Origin of the sequence: Prochlorococcus marinus str. MIT 9302 (assembly GCF_000759975.1) — a bacterium.
GTDB lineage: Bacteria > Cyanobacteriota > Cyanobacteriia > PCC-6307 > Cyanobiaceae > Prochlorococcus_A > Prochlorococcus_A marinus_M.
In genome coordinates, this window is record NZ_JNAM01000002.1 from 110,100 (window position 1) to 127,413 (window position 17,314).

At 29.8% G+C, this 17,314-nt stretch carries 17 protein-coding genes and 1 tRNA gene; 9 read left to right on the forward strand and 9 right to left on the reverse strand.

The features are described from left to right. Both EU96_RS08005 and EU96_RS10510 read left to right on the forward strand, forming a co-directional pair. The gene (locus EU96_RS08005; RefSeq protein WP_032525826.1) at positions 1 to 1,203 is read left to right on the forward strand and encodes a lipid-A-disaccharide synthase-related protein; all 1,203 of its coding nucleotides are present in this window, start codon (positions 1 to 3) and stop codon (positions 1,201 to 1,203) included. Continuing rightward, positions 1,196 to 1,465: a hypothetical protein gene (locus EU96_RS10510; RefSeq protein ID WP_032525827.1), complete on the forward strand. Its 270-nt coding sequence runs from the start codon at positions 1,196 to 1,198 to the stop codon at positions 1,463 to 1,465. Before EU96_RS08005 ends, EU96_RS10510 begins: the two co-directional genes overlap by 8 nt. On the opposite strand, the gene EU96_RS0108940 is transcribed toward EU96_RS10510, so the two are convergent. Continuing rightward, positions 1,416 to 2,342 carry a TIGR01777 family oxidoreductase gene (locus tag EU96_RS0108940; protein WP_032525828.1) on the reverse strand — a complete coding sequence of 309 codons (927 nt, stop codon included), beginning with the start codon at positions 2,340 to 2,342 and terminating at the stop codon, positions 1,416 to 1,418. The genes EU96_RS10510 and EU96_RS0108940 overlap by 50 nt on opposite strands. 137 nt (positions 2,343 to 2,479) lie before the next feature. Between EU96_RS0108940 and EU96_RS07995 the strand changes: the two genes are divergently transcribed. Beyond that, complete coding sequence (locus EU96_RS07995) at positions 2,480 to 2,716, forward strand: NAD(P)H-quinone oxidoreductase subunit O (protein WP_032525829.1); 237 nt, start codon at positions 2,480 to 2,482, stop codon at positions 2,714 to 2,716. Between the two features lie 11 nt (positions 2,717 to 2,727). On the opposite strand, the gene EU96_RS07990 is transcribed toward EU96_RS07995, so the two are convergent. Next, entirely contained in the window at positions 2,728 to 3,405 is a 678-nt protein-coding gene (locus EU96_RS07990) for a DnaJ domain-containing protein (RefSeq protein ID WP_032525830.1), read from the reverse strand. Between the two features lie 17 nt (positions 3,406 to 3,422). After that, entirely contained in the window at positions 3,423 to 4,391 is a 969-nt protein-coding gene (gene cysK / locus EU96_RS07985; RefSeq protein ID WP_032525831.1) for a cysteine synthase A, read from the reverse strand. Positions 4,392 to 4,546: 155 nt separating this feature from the next. On the opposite strand from cysK, the gene EU96_RS07980 reads away from it, so the two are divergent. From EU96_RS07980 to EU96_RS07970, 3 genes are all read left to right on the forward strand, one after another. Continuing rightward, positions 4,547 to 4,819, forward strand: coding sequence for a hypothetical protein (locus EU96_RS07980; RefSeq protein WP_032525832.1), 273 nt, complete (start codon positions 4,547 to 4,549; stop codon positions 4,817 to 4,819). A gap of 8 nt (positions 4,820 to 4,827) precedes the next feature. Then, a complete protein-coding gene (locus EU96_RS07975) occupies positions 4,828 to 5,502 on the forward strand; it encodes an ABC transporter ATP-binding protein (RefSeq protein ID WP_032525833.1) in 675 nt (224 codons plus the stop codon). A 49-nt stretch (positions 5,503 to 5,551) separates the two neighbouring features. Then, a tRNA-Asn gene (locus EU96_RS07970) sits at positions 5,552 to 5,623 on the forward strand. A 170-nt stretch (positions 5,624 to 5,793) separates the two neighbouring features. Here the strand turns inward: EU96_RS07970 and EU96_RS07965 are convergent. Then, positions 5,794 to 8,901, reverse strand: coding sequence for a DEAD/DEAH box helicase (locus EU96_RS07965; protein WP_072014676.1), 3,108 nt, complete (start codon positions 8,899 to 8,901; stop codon positions 5,794 to 5,796). A 716-nt stretch (positions 8,902 to 9,617) separates the two neighbouring features. On the opposite strand from EU96_RS07965, the gene EU96_RS07960 reads away from it, so the two are divergent. Next, positions 9,618 to 9,935, forward strand: coding sequence for a hypothetical protein (locus EU96_RS07960; protein ID WP_032525834.1), 318 nt, complete (start codon positions 9,618 to 9,620; stop codon positions 9,933 to 9,935). A gap of 970 nt (positions 9,936 to 10,905) precedes the next feature. Here the strand turns inward: EU96_RS07960 and EU96_RS07955 are convergent. After that, on the reverse strand, positions 10,906 to 11,265 hold the full coding sequence (locus EU96_RS07955) for a DUF7326 family protein (protein WP_032525835.1): 360 nt from the start codon (positions 11,263 to 11,265) through the stop codon (positions 10,906 to 10,908). Positions 11,266 to 11,659: 394 nt separating this feature from the next. Here EU96_RS07955 and EU96_RS07950 point away from each other — a divergent pair, with 394 nt between their 5' ends. After that, a complete protein-coding gene (locus tag EU96_RS07950; protein WP_032525836.1) occupies positions 11,660 to 12,442 on the forward strand; it encodes a response regulator transcription factor in 783 nt (260 codons plus the stop codon). Between the two features lie 3 nt (positions 12,443 to 12,445). Here EU96_RS07950 and EU96_RS07945 read toward each other — a convergent pair whose 3' ends face one another. Genes EU96_RS07945 through EU96_RS07935 form a run of 3 tightly spaced genes read right to left on the reverse strand, consistent with a single transcriptional unit; the run spans position 12,446 to position 16,340 of the window. Further along, complete coding sequence (locus tag EU96_RS07945; RefSeq protein ID WP_032525837.1) at positions 12,446 to 13,408, reverse strand: DNA polymerase III subunit delta'; 963 nt, start codon at positions 13,406 to 13,408, stop codon at positions 12,446 to 12,448. Beyond that, the gene (gene tmk, locus EU96_RS07940) at positions 13,401 to 14,042 is read right to left on the reverse strand and encodes a dTMP kinase (RefSeq protein WP_032525838.1); all 642 of its coding nucleotides are present in this window, start codon (positions 14,040 to 14,042) and stop codon (positions 13,401 to 13,403) included. Before tmk ends, EU96_RS07945 begins: the two co-directional genes overlap by 8 nt. Next, positions 14,043 to 16,340, reverse strand: coding sequence for a heavy metal translocating P-type ATPase (locus EU96_RS07935; protein ID WP_032525839.1), 2,298 nt, complete (start codon positions 16,338 to 16,340; stop codon positions 14,043 to 14,045). A gap of 119 nt (positions 16,341 to 16,459) precedes the next feature. Between EU96_RS07935 and EU96_RS07930 the strand changes: the two genes are divergently transcribed. Beyond that, the gene (locus EU96_RS07930) at positions 16,460 to 16,981 is read left to right on the forward strand and encodes a photosystem I assembly protein Ycf3 (protein WP_032525840.1); all 522 of its coding nucleotides are present in this window, start codon (positions 16,460 to 16,462) and stop codon (positions 16,979 to 16,981) included. A 6-nt stretch (positions 16,982 to 16,987) separates the two neighbouring features. On the opposite strand, the gene EU96_RS0108945 is transcribed toward EU96_RS07930, so the two are convergent. Continuing rightward, on the reverse strand, positions 16,988 to 17,314 hold a 327-nt coding region (locus EU96_RS0108945), incomplete at its 5' end, for a magnesium chelatase domain-containing protein (RefSeq protein WP_032525841.1).

The window sequence follows — 17,314 nt, forward strand, 5'->3', positions numbered from 1 at the left end:
TTGCCCAGAATTTTATTATTGAGTAATGGTCATGGAGAAGATTTATCTGGAAGCTTGATAGCTAAGAAATTGGTAAATAGTGGCTTTTCTGTAGAGGCTTTACCAATTGTTGGTAAAGGAATTCATTACGAAAAAGAAAAAATTAAGATTATTGGAAACACTAAAGAATTTAGTACTGGAGGTATTGGCTATAATTCTTTTAAGGGAAGATTAAATGAGATATTTGGAGGAGAAATAATTTATCTTCTAAAAAGATTATATTTAACTTACAAAATAAGAAAAAAATATAATTATTTTTTTGTCGTTGGCGATATTGTGCCAATATTTTTTGCATGGGTATGTAAAAAAGATTTTTTTACATATCTAGTTGCTTATTCAAGTCATTATGAAGGGAAGTTGAAATTACCATGGCCCTCTAAATTTTTTTTGATCTCAAAAAAGGCAAAATCAATATATACAAGAGATTTTCTTACGGCTAATGATTTAACTTTCCAATTAAAAAAGAAAGTATCTTTTTTGGGTAATCCTTTTATGGATAAGTTTTTTTTTAGAGATAAAGAGTTAAAGAAATCTGAATTTAGTATTGGACTATTTCCAGGTAGTAGATTTCCCGAGATTTTAAATAATTTTGTTTTGATTTTAGAAGTGTTGGAGGCTCTTTCGAGTTTGAGTTATTTGCAAAAAATTCAATTTAATTTTGCAATAGTTAATTCTCTATCTTCATCAAAAATAAGGGAGATATTTAAAAATAGAAAATGGGTATACTTAGAAAAAATAAATGAGAATAATCTCTTAATATTTCAATATAAATCTTTAAAAGTTAATGTATATTGGAATAATTTTGACGAAATATTATTGCAAAGTAAATGCTGTATCAGCATGGCAGGAACAGCTGCAGAGCAAGCGACTGGATTAGGAAAACCAGTTATTCAAATTGAAGGTAAAGGTCCACAATTTACAAAATCTTTTGCAGAAGCTCAAAGACGTTTGCTTGGAAAATATGTTTTTTGTGCCAGTAATTATAAAAATAAGAATGATCAAATAAATCAGACAATAAACCTGATCATAAAGGTAATATATCTAATTAAGCTAAATAAGAAGTTTTTGATTGCATGTAATGAAAATGCAAAAAAAAGACTAGGTGCAAACAAAGCTTGTATTAAGATGGTTGATGATATGAATTTTGTCATAAAAAATGACTAAGGAAAATAATCAAAATAACTTAAAACGAATAATTGATAATTTGTTGTTAATAAACTTATTTACAGTAATTTTTTTTGCAATATTTTTTGTTTTTGCAATAATTATGCAATTTAATGGAATATTTATTTTTATTAATTTTATTCAGATAGTATGGAATCCGCTAATAGTCCCATTAATAACAATTTTAATTATTGGTGCTTTAGTAAATGGTATTAATTCTTGGTGGAGGCGTAAAGTGCTTTCTCAAGAAGAGGATATTTAAAATTAAAATTTTTGAGTTTAATGCTAATTACTTTTTGTCCTTCTAATACAACTTTTGCTCCATCGCCTAACAATATTTTTAAAACTGCTCCTGGCACTGGGAGTAAATTAGGTCTATTAAGGCATTTCCCTAAAGTCTGAGAAAAATTCTTCATTAATACGGGCTTTGGAGCAACAGCATTAAATACGCCTGAATATTTTTTATCAACTAAGGCGTTACTTATTAAGGTACATAAATCACTTCTATGAATCCAACTCATCCATTGCATACCATCTCCAATTGGACCGCCTAATCCAATTTTAAATATAGGAAGCATTTTTCCTAATGCACCTCCATCTGCCTCCAGAACAATTCCAATTCTAAAAATAACTAACCTTGAGAAAAATGGTTTTTCAGCAGCAACTTCTTCCCATCGTATGCAAAGATTAGCTAAAAAGTCTTTGCCTCCAATACTTGTTTCAGTGAATTCATCCGATAAACTTGTCCCGTAATAACCTATTGCGGATCCATTTATAATAACTTTTGGGTTGACTTTGAAATTTTTAAGAGTCTTCATCATAAATTTCGTAGTGTTAATTCTACTATTTTCCATCTCCTGTTTTTGTGAATAAGTCCATTTTTTTTCTGCTATGGGCTCTCCCATTAAGTTAATAATTCCATCTGTCTCTCTTAAAATATTTAGAAGATTTTCGTTAGTCCAGTTTTTTTCTTTTGATAAATCTATTTGAAAAAATTTAAATTTATTGAAATCTAAATCAAGCTTTAATTGATTTATAGGTTTTCTACTTACAATGTATATCTCGTGATTTTCATTAAGTAGTGTTGGTACTAATTCTTTACCAACAAATCCAGTACAACCAAGTAGTAATAGACGCATATTTTATAGATATTTATCAATTAAGGCTATTAAATTTTTTAGAAGTTTGTAGTTATTATTCCATAATCAATTTTTTTTAAATATTTATCAAATAAGATTTTGTATAATAAATTTCAGATAGCTTTGTAGACTTTATTATGACAGATTCTATTCCAAAGAAACCTCTTAAGAAAGGAAGCTTAGTTTTTGTCGATAGAGCAAAATATATAAAAAGTTTTGAGGCGCTTGCAAGTGATGATGATTTACCTAATTATGTTTGTGAAGGTCCTGGAGAGATTCTTGCTGTCAAAGAAGAATATGCTCAGGTTCGATGGTGCAGACCTGTTCCAGATGTTTGGTTGAAATTAGATCAACTGAAAGAATATGTTCAATAAATATTTTATATTTAAAAATTTTTATTTTTTTTCTCTATAGCCATCTTTGATTGGATCCTTTTTGCTTCTTTAATCATTTCTTTTCCATCAAATAAGTAATCATCTACGTATCCTTGTGTATATCTATCAAGCTCTGATAGTGCATCTTTTACTTGTGAAAAACAATGATAAAGATCCAGGCCTAAAGATGAAATAGAATTTGGTACTAATTTCTTATTATAAATATTTTCAACTTTTTCTATTTTCTTTTGTGAAAGGGTTATGTAATTGCAAAAATTTTCCATTAATTGGTCATCATAAGGATCTGCAGATAGTGCTTTTATTTCATTATTCAAAGGTTTAATTATTTGGCTAATTAATCTATTGATCGGAGTGTAAATTTCCTGAATCCATTTTTCTAATTCTTTGTCTTTAGTTGAAGAACTATACTTATTTGAATTAATTTTCTCTTCCCAATTTCCATTTAATGAATCAAATGAGGTACTGGAAGAGAAAATTTTTTTATCATATTTTTCTTTTTTTACAGGGTCATTTAGAGTCTCCCAAGCATTTTGTATAGCAAGAAATCGTTCTTTTTCTCCGCCTGCATCAGGATGATGCTGCTTAACTAAAGAACGATATGAAGATTTAATTTCATTCTTGGTTGCATTTTTTTCGAGGCCTAATTCTTCATAAAAATTTTTTTCCATTGTGTTTAAATGAGGGATTAAAGATAGCCATCTTTTCTTGCTTGAATTGCAGTATTCGATTCAAACATGGCTGTTGATAAATATCTTTCACCAAAACTTGGAAGAATTACTATCAATCTTTTATTCATTAGTTCTTTCCTTTCCCCGATTTTTATAGTTGCTGCTAGAGCTGCACCGCTGCTGATACCCGATAAAAGACCTTCCAATCTGGCTAATAAACGTCCATAATAAAACGCTTCATCGTCATCTATTTTTATAATTTCATCTATTAATTTAGTATTCAGAACTTTTGGTACGAAACCTGCTCCTATTCCTTGAATTGAGTGAGATCCTGCTTTTTCTCCAGAAATCACAGCACTTTTTTTGGGCTCTACAGCATAAATTTTACAATTTGGATTAACTTTTTTTAAAAAACGTGCGCAACCAGTAATTGTTCCTCCTGTGCCTACCCCTGTAACTAGTCCATCTAATTTATGATTAGATTGGGCCCATATTTCTTGAGCTGTTGTTCTTTCATGAATATCGGGATTGGCGAAGTTTTCAAATTGATTAAATTGATAGCTATTGGCTATGCTTGACGACAATTCATTAGCTAGACCTAAGGCTCCTTTCATCCCTTCTTTTCCTGGTGTTAGTTGTAATTCAGCTCCATATGCTCTTAACATTGCCCTTCTTTCAATACTCATTGTATCTGGCATAGTTAATATCAATTTGTAGCCTTTTGCTGCAGCAACCATTGCTAATGCAATGCCAGTATTTCCACTTGTTGCTTCAATTAATGTTGTTTTATCTGGTGTTATCAATCCTTCTTCTTCAGCTTTACATAACATTGAATAAGCAATTCGATCTTTAACAGATGCTGATGGATTGAAACTTTCGAGCTTGGCTATTATTTCTGGATAACAATTAAAGTATTTTCTGATTCGATTTAATTTGACTAAAGGGGTATTCCCAACTAGAGAAGTGATATCATTTGCTATTTCCATGAAATGATTATTTAAATTGCAAAATTGATTCTCATATTTATATGATAATTACATTTAAAGATCTTTTATATAATTTTCTCAAAAGAATTTAATTTAAGAAAAAACTTTCTGAGGAAGAATATTTATTATTATAGAAAGTAGTTTTGATAATTATTATGTATTCGCTGGAACTAAGTCTTAGATATTCACCTTTTCCGATTGCAATTCAGAAGAAAGAATTCGAGGATGTTAAAAGAATTTATGATGAAATAAAAAAATCTATGAATGAAACTATAGAAACTTCAAAATTGATTGAATTAAGTTGTGACAAAGTGCAAGATAAATTAATTGCTGTCAGAGCCCAAGAAATTATTTCTGTGCAAATATATGAAAAATCTTCAGTAGCAGGAGGAGCTAAAAGACCAGGTTTTTCTTTAAACATAGATTAGTAGAATTAATGAGAGATTCTTTGGAAAATAAAATACCTTATATACATTTCAAAGATGTTTCTTTTTCATATCCTATAAACAAAGAAAATTTAATTTTAAAATGTAATTTCTCAATAAAAAAACCTGGATTTTGGATGATCGTCGGTAAAAATGGAAGTGGAAAAAGTACTCTTTTAAAATTAATTAATGGAATAATTAAACCCCAAAATGGGATCGTTGATTCTAAAGCAAATATTGGTATGGTATTTCAAAACCCTGATCATCAAATATTGATGCCAAATTGCAGGAGCGAACTTCTGCTTAACATAAATCAAAACATAAGCTGTTATGAAATTACTCAAAGAATTGAATATGTACTTGATCAGGTGGGACTGAGTGGTTTCGAAAAAAGGCCAGTTCACACTTTAAGTGGCGGGCAAAAACAACGCTTAACTATTGCATGCGCTCTTATTAGTAATAGAAATTTTATTCTGTTGGATGAGCCTACAGCGTTACTTGATCAAACTAGCCAATTAAAAGTTTTAAAAACTATTAAAAATCTTACAAGTGACAAGAAAAACCCTTTATCGGCTTTATGGATTACTCACCGTTATGAAGAATTAAATTACGCTGATGCAGTAGCAGAGTTGAAAAATGGTTTTTTATCTAGTTGGCAAAAACCGTCAAATTTTCATTATAATTAAACTTTTGACTTGTCATAAGGCACTGTAAAGAGCTAAATTCATTTTATATTCCTCGGTAGCTCAGCGGTAGAGCGATCGACTGTTAATCGATTGGTCGCAGGTTCGAATCCCGCCCGGGGAGTTCCTTAACAAAATCAAGAACAATCAAGAGACCTCATAAGTCTCTTTTTTTGTGACTATAACTGGAGTTAGAGGAGAAATAGATATTCAGTACATTCCAATAATAACCATAAAATTTGGATATAAAACCCTAAATTTTTGAAAAAAAGTTAGTGTAAAGTTTTCTTAAAGTTAATCTCTTACTTTCCATTTGAATTGGACTTTTTCTAATAGTTCTTTTCTCTCTTGGGACAATGATCCATTCTTAAAATCTTTTCTTTGAGTTCTAACCCAAATTCCTAACGATCCCTCTTTTACTGGTACTAAAGTATGCCCGTTAGTTTGAAAATATGCTTCGAGTTCTTTATATCCATCTCTCCATTGCTGTTCATTCATTATCCAAACAAAATTTAGTTTCTCCAGTAAATCTATTCTTTCTTTAGATATTTTACCCTTCTTATAATCTTGTCTTTGAATATGACACCAATTAAATAATGCACCTTTATTTTTAGGAACTGATGTATGACCCTCCTTTTCAAAATATTCTTTCAGTTGTGTATAACTACTATTCCATTGATTCGCTCTAGGATCCCATTCAAAATTCAGTTCTTCCAAAAGAGCGATTTTTTCCTTTGATAATCTACCTTTTTTAAAATATAACCTTTGATTAACACACCAAATCCCTAAAGAACCATGTTTTCTTGGAACAGATGAATGACCCTCCTTTTCAAAATATTCCTTAATTTGTTCATAACTATCATTCCATTGATATGCTCGAGGATCCCAAATAAAATTTAGTTCTTCCAATAATTCTATTTTCTTCTGGGATAAACTTCCATTGGTATAGTTTTGCCTTTGACCTCTGCACCAATCTCCTAAAGTAGATGCTCTTGATGCAATAGATGAATGCCCTTCCTTTTCAAAGTATTTTTTAAGTTGTTTATAACTTTCATTCCATTGATTCTCTAAAGGATCCCAAATAAAATTCAGTTCTTCTAATAAACCTATTTTCTTTTGAGGTAAAGCACCTTTTTTTTTAAATTGTCTTTGTTTAGAACACCAACTACCTAAAGGTGACTCTTTCGGCGAAATTGAAGTATGCTTCTCCTTTTCAAAGTATTTTTTAAGTTGTTTATAACTTTCATTCCATTGCTTCTCTACAGGATCCCAAACGAAATTAAGTTCTTCTAATAAACCTATTTTCTCTTGGGATAATGTATTCTTTTTTTTATTTTGCCTTTGTTTAGAACACCAATCACCCAGTTTTTTGTCTTTTTGTGGCACTACGGTATGTCCTTCTTTTTGAAAAAAATATTTTAATTCACCATATTTTTCAAACCAATCTTCTGATGAATTTTCAATCAAAAATGTTTGAATGGATCTTGAGAATTTTGTGGAAATTTTTTCAGGAATATCAAAAATAAATTTCTCTAAATTCTCCTCATTAAAATTTATTTTTCTTTTAAAACCTTTATCGATTCTTAACTTATCTATACATTCCATTAATGAATCATCTTGAGATTTTAGTGCTAATACTATTTGCCAGACTTTCTTGAAATTACTCAATAAAATTGCTTCATCTAAACTTTCATTTTCGGAAATATATATTGGAATTACTATTGTCCCTTTAGATTTATCATGACTTTTGCGTATTGCTCTCCCAACTGCCTGAATAATATCAATTTGACTTTGCTTTGGATTAATAAATGCGATTCCACTCAATGAAGGAACATCTACCCCTTCTGATAAACATCTTGCATTTGTAAGAATTCTTAGTTCATTAACCTTCAAATTTTTTAATTCAAATAATTTTTGATTTCTTTCTGAAGTTTTCATTGCTCCAGAGATATGTTCACAATTTATTTGTTCTAATGGTAAATCAGATTTATCTATACAAGAAATAACTTGATCAAAACTGGTTGCAAAATCTTTTGCATTTTTAATTCTGCTATGAAAAGTAATTACTCTTTTAAGACCATAATCTTTAATTGCTTTTGTAACCGCAATTTGAGAAGCAATTGTTTCAGCGTCTGATATTGTTTCATCAGAAATTTTGATTAATGATCGATTTACTATTTTTTGTTTGATCATTTCATCATCAACACCAACTACAACTACTTGATAATCAGAAAGAAGATCTCTTTGAATTGCTTCGGAAAATTTCAGTTCATAAAAAATTTCACCAAATACCGAGTGATCATCCATTGATGCAACTTCAAAATCCATATCAAGAGATTTTGTTTTTATTTGTTTGGAAAGAATTCTTGGAGTTGCAGTAAAAAATAATCTTTTAAATGATTTGATTTTGTTCTCATCTAATACAGATCCAAAAGCATCTGAGACCCTCCCTGCACAACGATGTGCCTCATCTGCAATTACTAAATCAAAATCACTTGTATCATGATGTTCTTGTGCCTCAACAATTAATTGTGCTGATTGATAAGTTGCGAAAACAACTTTGGAACCGCTTTCATCAAGAAAATTTTTAATCTCTAACGTTTCGCTTGTTACTGGAACGCCAATTTCAGAAGTATTAGAAATCCATTGATCTTCTGATTTATCTCTAGCAACTGATTTATCAGAACAAACACAAATCCATTTAAAAGGGTGGTTTGCTTCCTTATTCCATTCTTTCAGAATTTGAGATAGAAGACTCAAAGATGGTACTAAAACTAAAACTTGCTCTGCTTTGATTCGTTCTTTAATCCATAAAGATGTAAGTGTTTTGCCTGTTCCACACGCCATCAGAACTTGTCCACGATCCGCAGTCTTTAATCCTTCAGATACTTTTTCAATTGCTTCGATTTGATGAGTTCTAGGGTTTTTTTTTGATTTTCTTTTTCCTTGATTAAGGTCTTCTATCGAAGATGGGAATTCAATTTCAGATTGTCTGAACTGTTCTAATAAAAAACATACAACTTGCTTCTCCTGGCGATGAATTACCTGTTGAGCATTCTTTCCAATGCCATCTGTACTTGCGATTAATAATCTTCCATCTATTTTTGAGTCATTTGATTCACTTAAAAAACTATCTATCTCAGACTTTTTAATATCATTATTTGGTGAGATACATTTTGATTGAACTGCCCAAGTATTTCCATTTTTATGAGTAAAGATCAGGTCGACTCCGCAATCTGCACCCCATCTCTTGGGATATTCATTCCATAACCAAACTTCATCAACCTGACTCGCCCAAGTTGGATCAGTTTTTAAAAACCATTTAACGAATTTTTCAAACTGCTTTCCTCTAATCCTAATATCAGGATCTAAAGAATCATAAAATGCATCAAAGGTTGCCAAGTCTTTCTTTGATCAAATTAATATAGTTATATTGACATACAAACTTTACTAGAGTGAAAAATAGTTAGTGTAAAGTTAGTGTAATTAAGCAAATATTGATAAATAGATATTCAGAAGTAGTCATATCAAGTCATTAGAGACTTGTTCGAAAACCGCCCGGGGAGTTTTAAAGTCTCGAAAAGTCATGCAAAGTCACCTAAAAGGTGACTTTTTTTTGCCTATGACTACCTTCTCAATGAAAAATGTCTAGACGAATAATGACACTATAGTGCAATTTTATTCGTCCAGTATTAGTCTTTTTATTCATCTTTTAGTAAAAAAATTCGTCCAGATTTTTAGTCACTATTCCTGCTATTTCTCACGTTTTTATCCTCAGTCGCAATAAATTAAACAATTCTGATTAGTCGGATGTTTTCTACATTCCTTAACCCAAAAGTTTTGAAACTCAGAATTACATTTTTCTAGTTCTTGTGGAGTCTCATTCAAGTTTAACCCTGCATAATTAAATGCAGTTAGGTATCTTGGAAGGACATTGAATTGATTGAATAGTTTCATAAGACCTCCTAGATCTATATCTATATTGTCCTCCTATTAACTTGAAATTCATAGAGTATTATTACCCGAGTAGAAGTGCTTTAAGGTATCATCAAGAATTTCCATAAAAAATAAACTATCATTTATAGAATTAATGAAAAGAAAATAATCCTTGATATTTAATGTTGCGACTTCTTCCTCTACCGATTTTTATTTGCATTTATCTATTCTCTTGGTGGAGATGTAAAAAAAATATTATCGCTAGTGATCAGCAACTAAAACCATGCATTGATTGGGCATATGTAAAAAATTTACCGATCCCACCAAAACCTTTATTTATCGAGTTTTATATTGTTTATGTTTCTTCTTTTTTTAAATTCCCCTTTGGGATAATTGTTCAACAACTACCTTTCTCAAAGAAAGTAAGATATTACGAAAGAGAAATGAAATTAATATTTGATAAATGGAATTTAGAAAAAATTAAAAAAATAAAAAACTAATTTATTCGTCAAAATATTCGTCCATTTTCTTATTTCTTTCATATATGTCATGACATATCGTGTCATATCAAGACATATTTTGTTTAATGCTCGACCGCCCGGGGAGTTCTTAAGTCTCGAAAATTCATGCAAAGTCACCTTTTTGGTGACTTTTGTGCATATGAATACCTTCTTAAGAAAAAATATGTATGTAAATTTTTGAAATTATAATATGGTTATATTGGTCCAGTATTCGTCTTTTGGTAATAATATCCTTCCAAATTTTGCTCACTTAATAAGAGATAAAAAAAAAGACCCCTATTTTTAGAGATCTTTTTCTGGTTTGACCGAATCAAGTGTTTCCTTGTTTCCACTGTTTCAGTAAAACCACTCCTTCACACAAATTGAATATATGCCATATATTGCTTTTCCGTGGAAAGGAAAAATGTAATGTTACTAAACTGTCATATGTGCCAGTTTAGCTTTAAATGATTTATGGCAATAAAAAACACCCTAATTTAGAGAAAAGAGTGTTTACTGATCAGAAATTAGTGTGTGAGGCGTTTCTGATATTTTTAATATCTATGATTGCAGTGCTTGTCAGATTAACTTCCAAAATGCAGAATTACGTTTTCTTATAATTAAGGCAGTCAAATAATCTCTTTTGTATTTATATAACTCTAGATATTTAAAATTCTTAAATTAGATGAAACTCTTAATCAAAAAAATCCCCAAAAAGATTTAAAAATACTAAGAGTAAATATTTAAGAAACTAAATTTTATATATTTTTAAGAACAGTTATTAGAACATTATAAATAATTTATAAATAATTGATTAATATTATAAATATAAATTAAAAAGTATAGGTTTTAATGACAGTAATTAGAACATTTTTATAAAATTCTCCAGATAAAAAAATCAGTTCTTTAATTGATTTTCAAGTTCTATATATTCTGGTTATAAAATACGAATTACTTCTTTCAGGAAATTCTAGTCATCCCACATATCCTTTTTATCTTGATCTGAATTATTCATTTCAATTAATTCTTTTCTTGTTTTCTGATGATCTATTTCTGTTTCAAGAACATTTTTCTCGTCACTATATTTTGTTTGAATTTCTAGGATAATTTTTTCAAATTGCTCTCCAAAAAAATCTGACATTTCTATCCATGCTTCCATTTCTTCTTCTTTGTCTATGGTACTGTTTATTTGATGAGAAATAATTTCTAGTACATATTCTTTAAGTTCTCTATGACTCATTGATTCAACTTTTTTTTGAATATAAAATTCTTTAAGATTTTCTAATTGTTTATTGGATAAATCAGAATAGATTACTGACTTCTTTTTCATAAATATTTAAATTTTTTTTAATATAGACAAAATTCTTAGCTTAAACATCTATGAAGCAATCCAAAACTGTAAACTCAGTTAAATCTTCTGTGAAAACTTAGAATTCCATTTTCAGAGAACTTAATAAGACAATTTGAATTAGATATCCTTTCAAATTTAACTACCATTTATTCCGAATACTCTGTTGATTATTAAGAAAAAATAAATAGAATCGAAAGAAATTGTGAAAATTTTTTTTTTAAAAAATTTGCGATTTTTCCTGAATACCTTGCTATTATTGAGTTAATTGATAAGTTTAATTGATAAAATTGTTTACACAAATTCAGCAATCTTTCTAAATTCTTGAGAGAATCATATTACTAAAACTTAATTTTAATTTAATAGTCTATACAATATGAAAATTTCAATCCTTTTAATTGAAGACGATCGTGATATGCGTGATTTGGTGGCTAGGCATCTAGAACATTCTGGTTTCGATGTTCAAAAAGCAGAAGATGGTATTAAAGGTCAAGCATTAGCACTTCAATACTCACCAGATTTAATACTCCTAGATTTAATGTTACCAAGTGTTGATGGATTAACTTTATGTCAAAGACTCAGAAGAGACGAAAGAACTTCAAATATCCCGATTTTGATGATAACAGCTCTTGGTGGTCTTAAAGATAAAGTTACTGGTTTTAATTCTGGAGCTGATGACTACATTACAAAACCATTTGACTTAGAAGAATTACATGTACGAATAAAAGCATTATTAAGAAGAACAAACAGAGCACAGTTAAATTCTAGTAATCAGCAAGAAATTTTAAATTATGGTCCTCTCACTCTTGTGCCGGAAAGATTTGAAGCTATCTGGTTCGAATCACCTGTAAGATTAACGCATCTTGAATTTGAATTACTTCATTGTCTTTTACAAAGGCATGGTCAAACTGTATCACCAGCCCTGATTCTTAAAGAGGTATGGGGCTATGAACCAGACGATGATATTGAGACAATAAGAGTTCATATTAGACACTTGCGTACTAAGCTAGAACCTGATCCACGTAAGCCTACATACATAAAAACTGTATATGGAGCAGGTTATTGTCTTGAGTTACCTATTGGTTCTCAAGTTGAAACTGCCAAGCAAGAGTTTATTCAAGCACGAAATCCTGATTTAATAAATTCTGTAATAGATTAAATTTCAAATATCTTCCAAAGAGATTTTTAATAAAGTTATTTCCCATGCCAACCTTGGATGAATGTTTTTTCTAATATGAAATTTTAAATTCTCAAGTTTTTTTACTAGATCAATATTTTTTGTTTTTCTCCACCAAATAATTTGAATGAAATTGACTAAGCAAATCTGCTGATAAATTTCTAATTGTTCAGATATTAATTTAGATACTTCTAATATTTCTAGACTATTTTTTATTGGAGAATTTAATTTATTTGTAATTTCATCTGATAATTCATTCCAAATTTCAATATTTTTCAATAACTTACCTGGAGATCCATTAGCAGAGTTTATTAAATCTTCGAATTTTAATTTAGTATTAATCTTAAATTCAGCAGTATCTAAAATATCTTTAAAAATAGAGTTTATTTGTTTTCTAGAAAAGGGTCGCAACCTGACTATTTGACACCTTGAGATAATTGTATCTAAAAGAATGTTTAATTTTGATGTTAATAAAATAAAAATGCCATTATTAGGTTCTTCTAGTGTTTTTAAAAGGCAATTTGAGGCTGATTCGTTTAGAAGGTGTGCATCAATAATTAAAACAATTTTTTTTTCTGAGCTTATTGATTTTTGACCAAGAAAAGTTTTGATATTTCGTATTTGAGCAATCTTAATAATCTCAGTGCCATTTTTTGTTGTTTTTTCAAGATCGAAACTTTTTGATTTTTTTGCTTCCAAAGGAGAATTAGGTTCGATAATTAGTAAATCAGGATGGTTATTATTGGTAATTCTCTCTTCAATATTTCCGCTTAGGGAAGATTGTTTGAAAATCTCTTTTATGAATTTAAGAGCAGTTTGTTTTTTTCCTACTCCTTCAGCACCATAAAATATATAACCATTAGCATATAATTTGTTTTTAATTATGCTCTTAAGACAAGTATTAACTTCTTCATTAAAGAAGAAATTATTTTTTTCAACCTTAATCATTTTTATTAGAAAAATTTTTTAATACAGTCTCTTTAATTTGATCAGAAATAGTTTTAATATTTTGTGAGGCAGATATAATTTTCCAATTCTTTTCTTTGGCAATTAGTTTGAAGCCTTCATTTACTTTTTCTAAAAATCTAATTCCTTCTGATTCGATTCTATCTGGAATTTTATTTTTTCTTCGCAGTATACTCTCCTCTGGAGAAATTTCTAACAAGAAAGTTAGGTCAGGATATTCTCCTTGACACACAATAGATTCCAGATTCTTAATTATTTCTATATTTATGTTTCTTCCATATCCTTGATAAGCCAAGGTGGAATCAGAAAATCTATCACTAATTATCCAATCATTGTTATTTAAAGCAGGTGAAATAATTTTTGAGACATGTTCAGCTCTATCAGCTGAATAAAGCAATAATTCTGCAAGCGATGAAGGCTTGTTATTCTGATTGTTATCAAGAATCAGTCCTCTAAGTTTTTTGCCTAACTGACTGCCTCCTGGCTCTCTTGTTGTGATTAATTTAGACCCTTTTTTTATGAGACCACTATTGGGAAGCCATTTAGATAGTTCATCTATTTGGGTACTCTTACCACATCCATCAATACCTTCAATAACAATAAATTTTCCTTTCATTTAATCTAAAGATAAAGCATTAATGACAACTGTAATAGAGCTAGTAGCCATTAATAATGCTGCTATTGAGGGAGTAAGAAGAATGCCATATTTAGGGAATAAAACGCCTGCGGCTATAGGTATAGCTAGTAAGTTGTAACCAAAAGCCCATATTAGATTCTGCTTTATTTTTCTTATAGTTTTTTTTGCAAGATTTAATGCGTAGGGTAATCCGTTTAGTTGATCTCCCATTAATACTACATCTGCATTTGCCTTTGCTATTTGAGTTCCTGATCCCACTGCGATTCCTAAGTCTGAGGATGCTAAGGCTGGGACATCGTTAATTCCATCACCGATCATGGCTACTTTATTATTAATTTTTAAATTTTCTATAGTCTTCAGTTTCATTTGAGGAAGAAGATCCCATTTTACTTCCGTTTCTTTACAACCAATTTTTTTTGCTAAAGATAAAACTGTTTGTTTTCTATCTCCACTTAAAATATTAATTTTAAATTTGTTTGCTCTCAAATTTTGAACTGTTTTTATTGAATCCTCTCTGAGTAAATCCCCTAACAAGATAAAGCCTAATAAATTATCTTTTATACTAACTCCAATGATTGTATTCGTTTGTGTTTCTTCATTTTCAATCGCTTTTTTTGCATTACTATCAATAATTATTCCTTTACTTAGTAGCCATTCAATATTTCCGATATTGACAATTCCATCAATTGAATCAAGTTCTCCCGATATACCTCTACCAGAATGGGTGAATATTTTTTTTATTTGGAATAAACTTAAGTTTTGTTTTTTGGCCTCTTGAATTAAGGCATTTGCAATTGGATGTCTGCTTTCCTTTTCTAAACTGGCAGCTATTTTTAATAAGTATGAATGATCATTATTATTTTTATAATCAACGATGAAAGGCTTACCTTTTGTTAAAGTGCCTGTCTTATCAAAAATAATATGATTAATTTTTGAAGCCATCTCTATTTTGTCACCACCTTTAAATAAAACCCCTTTTTTTGCGGCTTTACCAGATGCAACAGTGATTACTGTTGGTGTGGCTAAGCCTAATGCACAAGGACAAGCTATTACTAAAACCGCAATTGACAATTGAATTGCTAAACTTAGGAAATTTTCAGCATTACTACCAAGCGAACTATGAAGTGTGTGGCTTGAGTTAGTTATGTAATGGTGATGATTATGACTTAATAAATTAGGCCAAATATGTTTTGCCCCCTTCCACCAAAAAAAGAAACTTAGAGTGGCAAATATAAGAACAAAGTAAGTAAATTTGCCTGCAATTTTGTCAGCAATTCTTTGAATGGGAGGTTTATTTGCGTTTACTGACTCAATAAGACTTACTAGTTTTGCAAGAGAAGAATCCCCTCCGACCTTTTTTACTTTTAGTCTAAGAGTTGAATTAAGATTTAAAGATCCACTTGATAAATGTTCACCTTCTTTTACTTCGATAGGTTTTGATTCACCAGTAATATGTGAAACATCAACATATGAATTACCCTGAGTAACAATGCAGTCAGCAGGTACTCTGTCTCCTGCTAAAACCTGAATCTCTTGATCAGGTTTTAAAGTGTTTACTCTTATTGACTTTATTTCATTATCTTCTGAGTAGATATTTGCCATTTCAGGTTGAAGATCTAATAACTCTCCAATGGATGAACTAGTTTGATATCTAGCCCTTTCTTCTAAGAAACGCCCAATCAATATAAATCCCAATAGCATAACTGGTTCATTAAAAAAACAAGGAAAACCAGAAGCAGGGAATATTAATGATAGAAGACTTGTTATGTATGCACTAGTTACTCCAAGAGCTACTAAAGAATCCATATCCGCACGGTTCTTTATAAATGATTTAAATCCATTAATAATTATTCCTCTGCCAGGGAATAGTAAAGCTAATGTTGCTAATGAGGCGTGAAAAAATATATTACCTAATATTGGAAAATTTATATATCTCCCTTCTGCTAGATGACCTAAACCTGAAAATAGTAAAAGTAATAGAGCAAAAGTTAGTTTTTGCCATTGATTATTCCATTTCTTTTTTTTTTCTAATTCTGCTTTATTTATTTTTTTTGAAAAATCATTTATGTAAATTTTTGATGGAAAACCATTATCTTTTAGGTTTTGGAGAACTGTTTCTATTTCTATATTTTTTTGGCTAATTTCAAAATATGCACTTTCAGTTAGTAAGTTGACAGAAACATTTTCAATACCATCAGAATTATTTAATATTTTTTCAACACTACTAACGCAACCACCGCACTTCATTCCTTTAATGCTTAATTGAATACTCTTCATATTTTTCAGGATAGAAGTGAATTAATGTTTGAATATTTTTAACTATAATAATAAATGTTATAGACTTTTTAAATAGTTATTTTTTAAATTACTATATTAATTTTATTAGATTTAAAGCAGTGCCTAGTAATCAAAACAGAGACAATTTTATTGATAAAGCTTTTACTGTAATTGCTGAATCTATAGTTAAAATAATGCCTATTGCAGAGAAAGAAAAAAAAGCTTATATCTATTATAGAGATGGCCTGGCAGCCCAAAATAATGGGGATTATTCGGAAGCATTAGAGTATTACAAAGAGAGTTTATTGCTTGAAGAAAATAAAATTGATAGGGGTGAGACTCTTAAAAATATGGCAATTATATATATGAGTAACGGTGAAGAGGATTTGGCTATTGAAACTTATGAAAAAGCATTAGTAGAAAATCCTAAACAGCCGTCATGCCTAAAAAATATAGGTTTAATATATGAAAAACGGGGAAGATATGCTGAACAAAGTGGTGATTTAGATCAGAGAGATATTTGGTTTGATAAAGCTGCTGAAGTCTGGTCTAAAGCAGTGAGATTATATCCTGGTGGGTATCTTGATATTGAGAATTGGCTGAAAACCTCAGGAAGAAGTTCAATCGATATGTACCTCTAAAAAATTTTACTCTGATAAAGAATATTTAACTGCTTCTTGAATATTATTTATCTCTTTGATATTGATTAAATTTTGAAAACTAGTAAGATTCTCCTCTAATTTTGGCACTACGATATTTTTGATTCCTAGTCTTGCAGCCTCCTCTATCTTTGTGCGAAGGTTATTCGATTTTCTAACTTGACCGCTCAAACCCAATTCCCCAATAAATGAGCTACTAGCTAAAGGAGGAATATTTTTTAGACTTGATAAAATTGATATTGCTACACCTAAGTCAGATGATGGATCATTAATCTCAAAACCACCTCCAGTAGCTACATAACAATCAAAATCAGA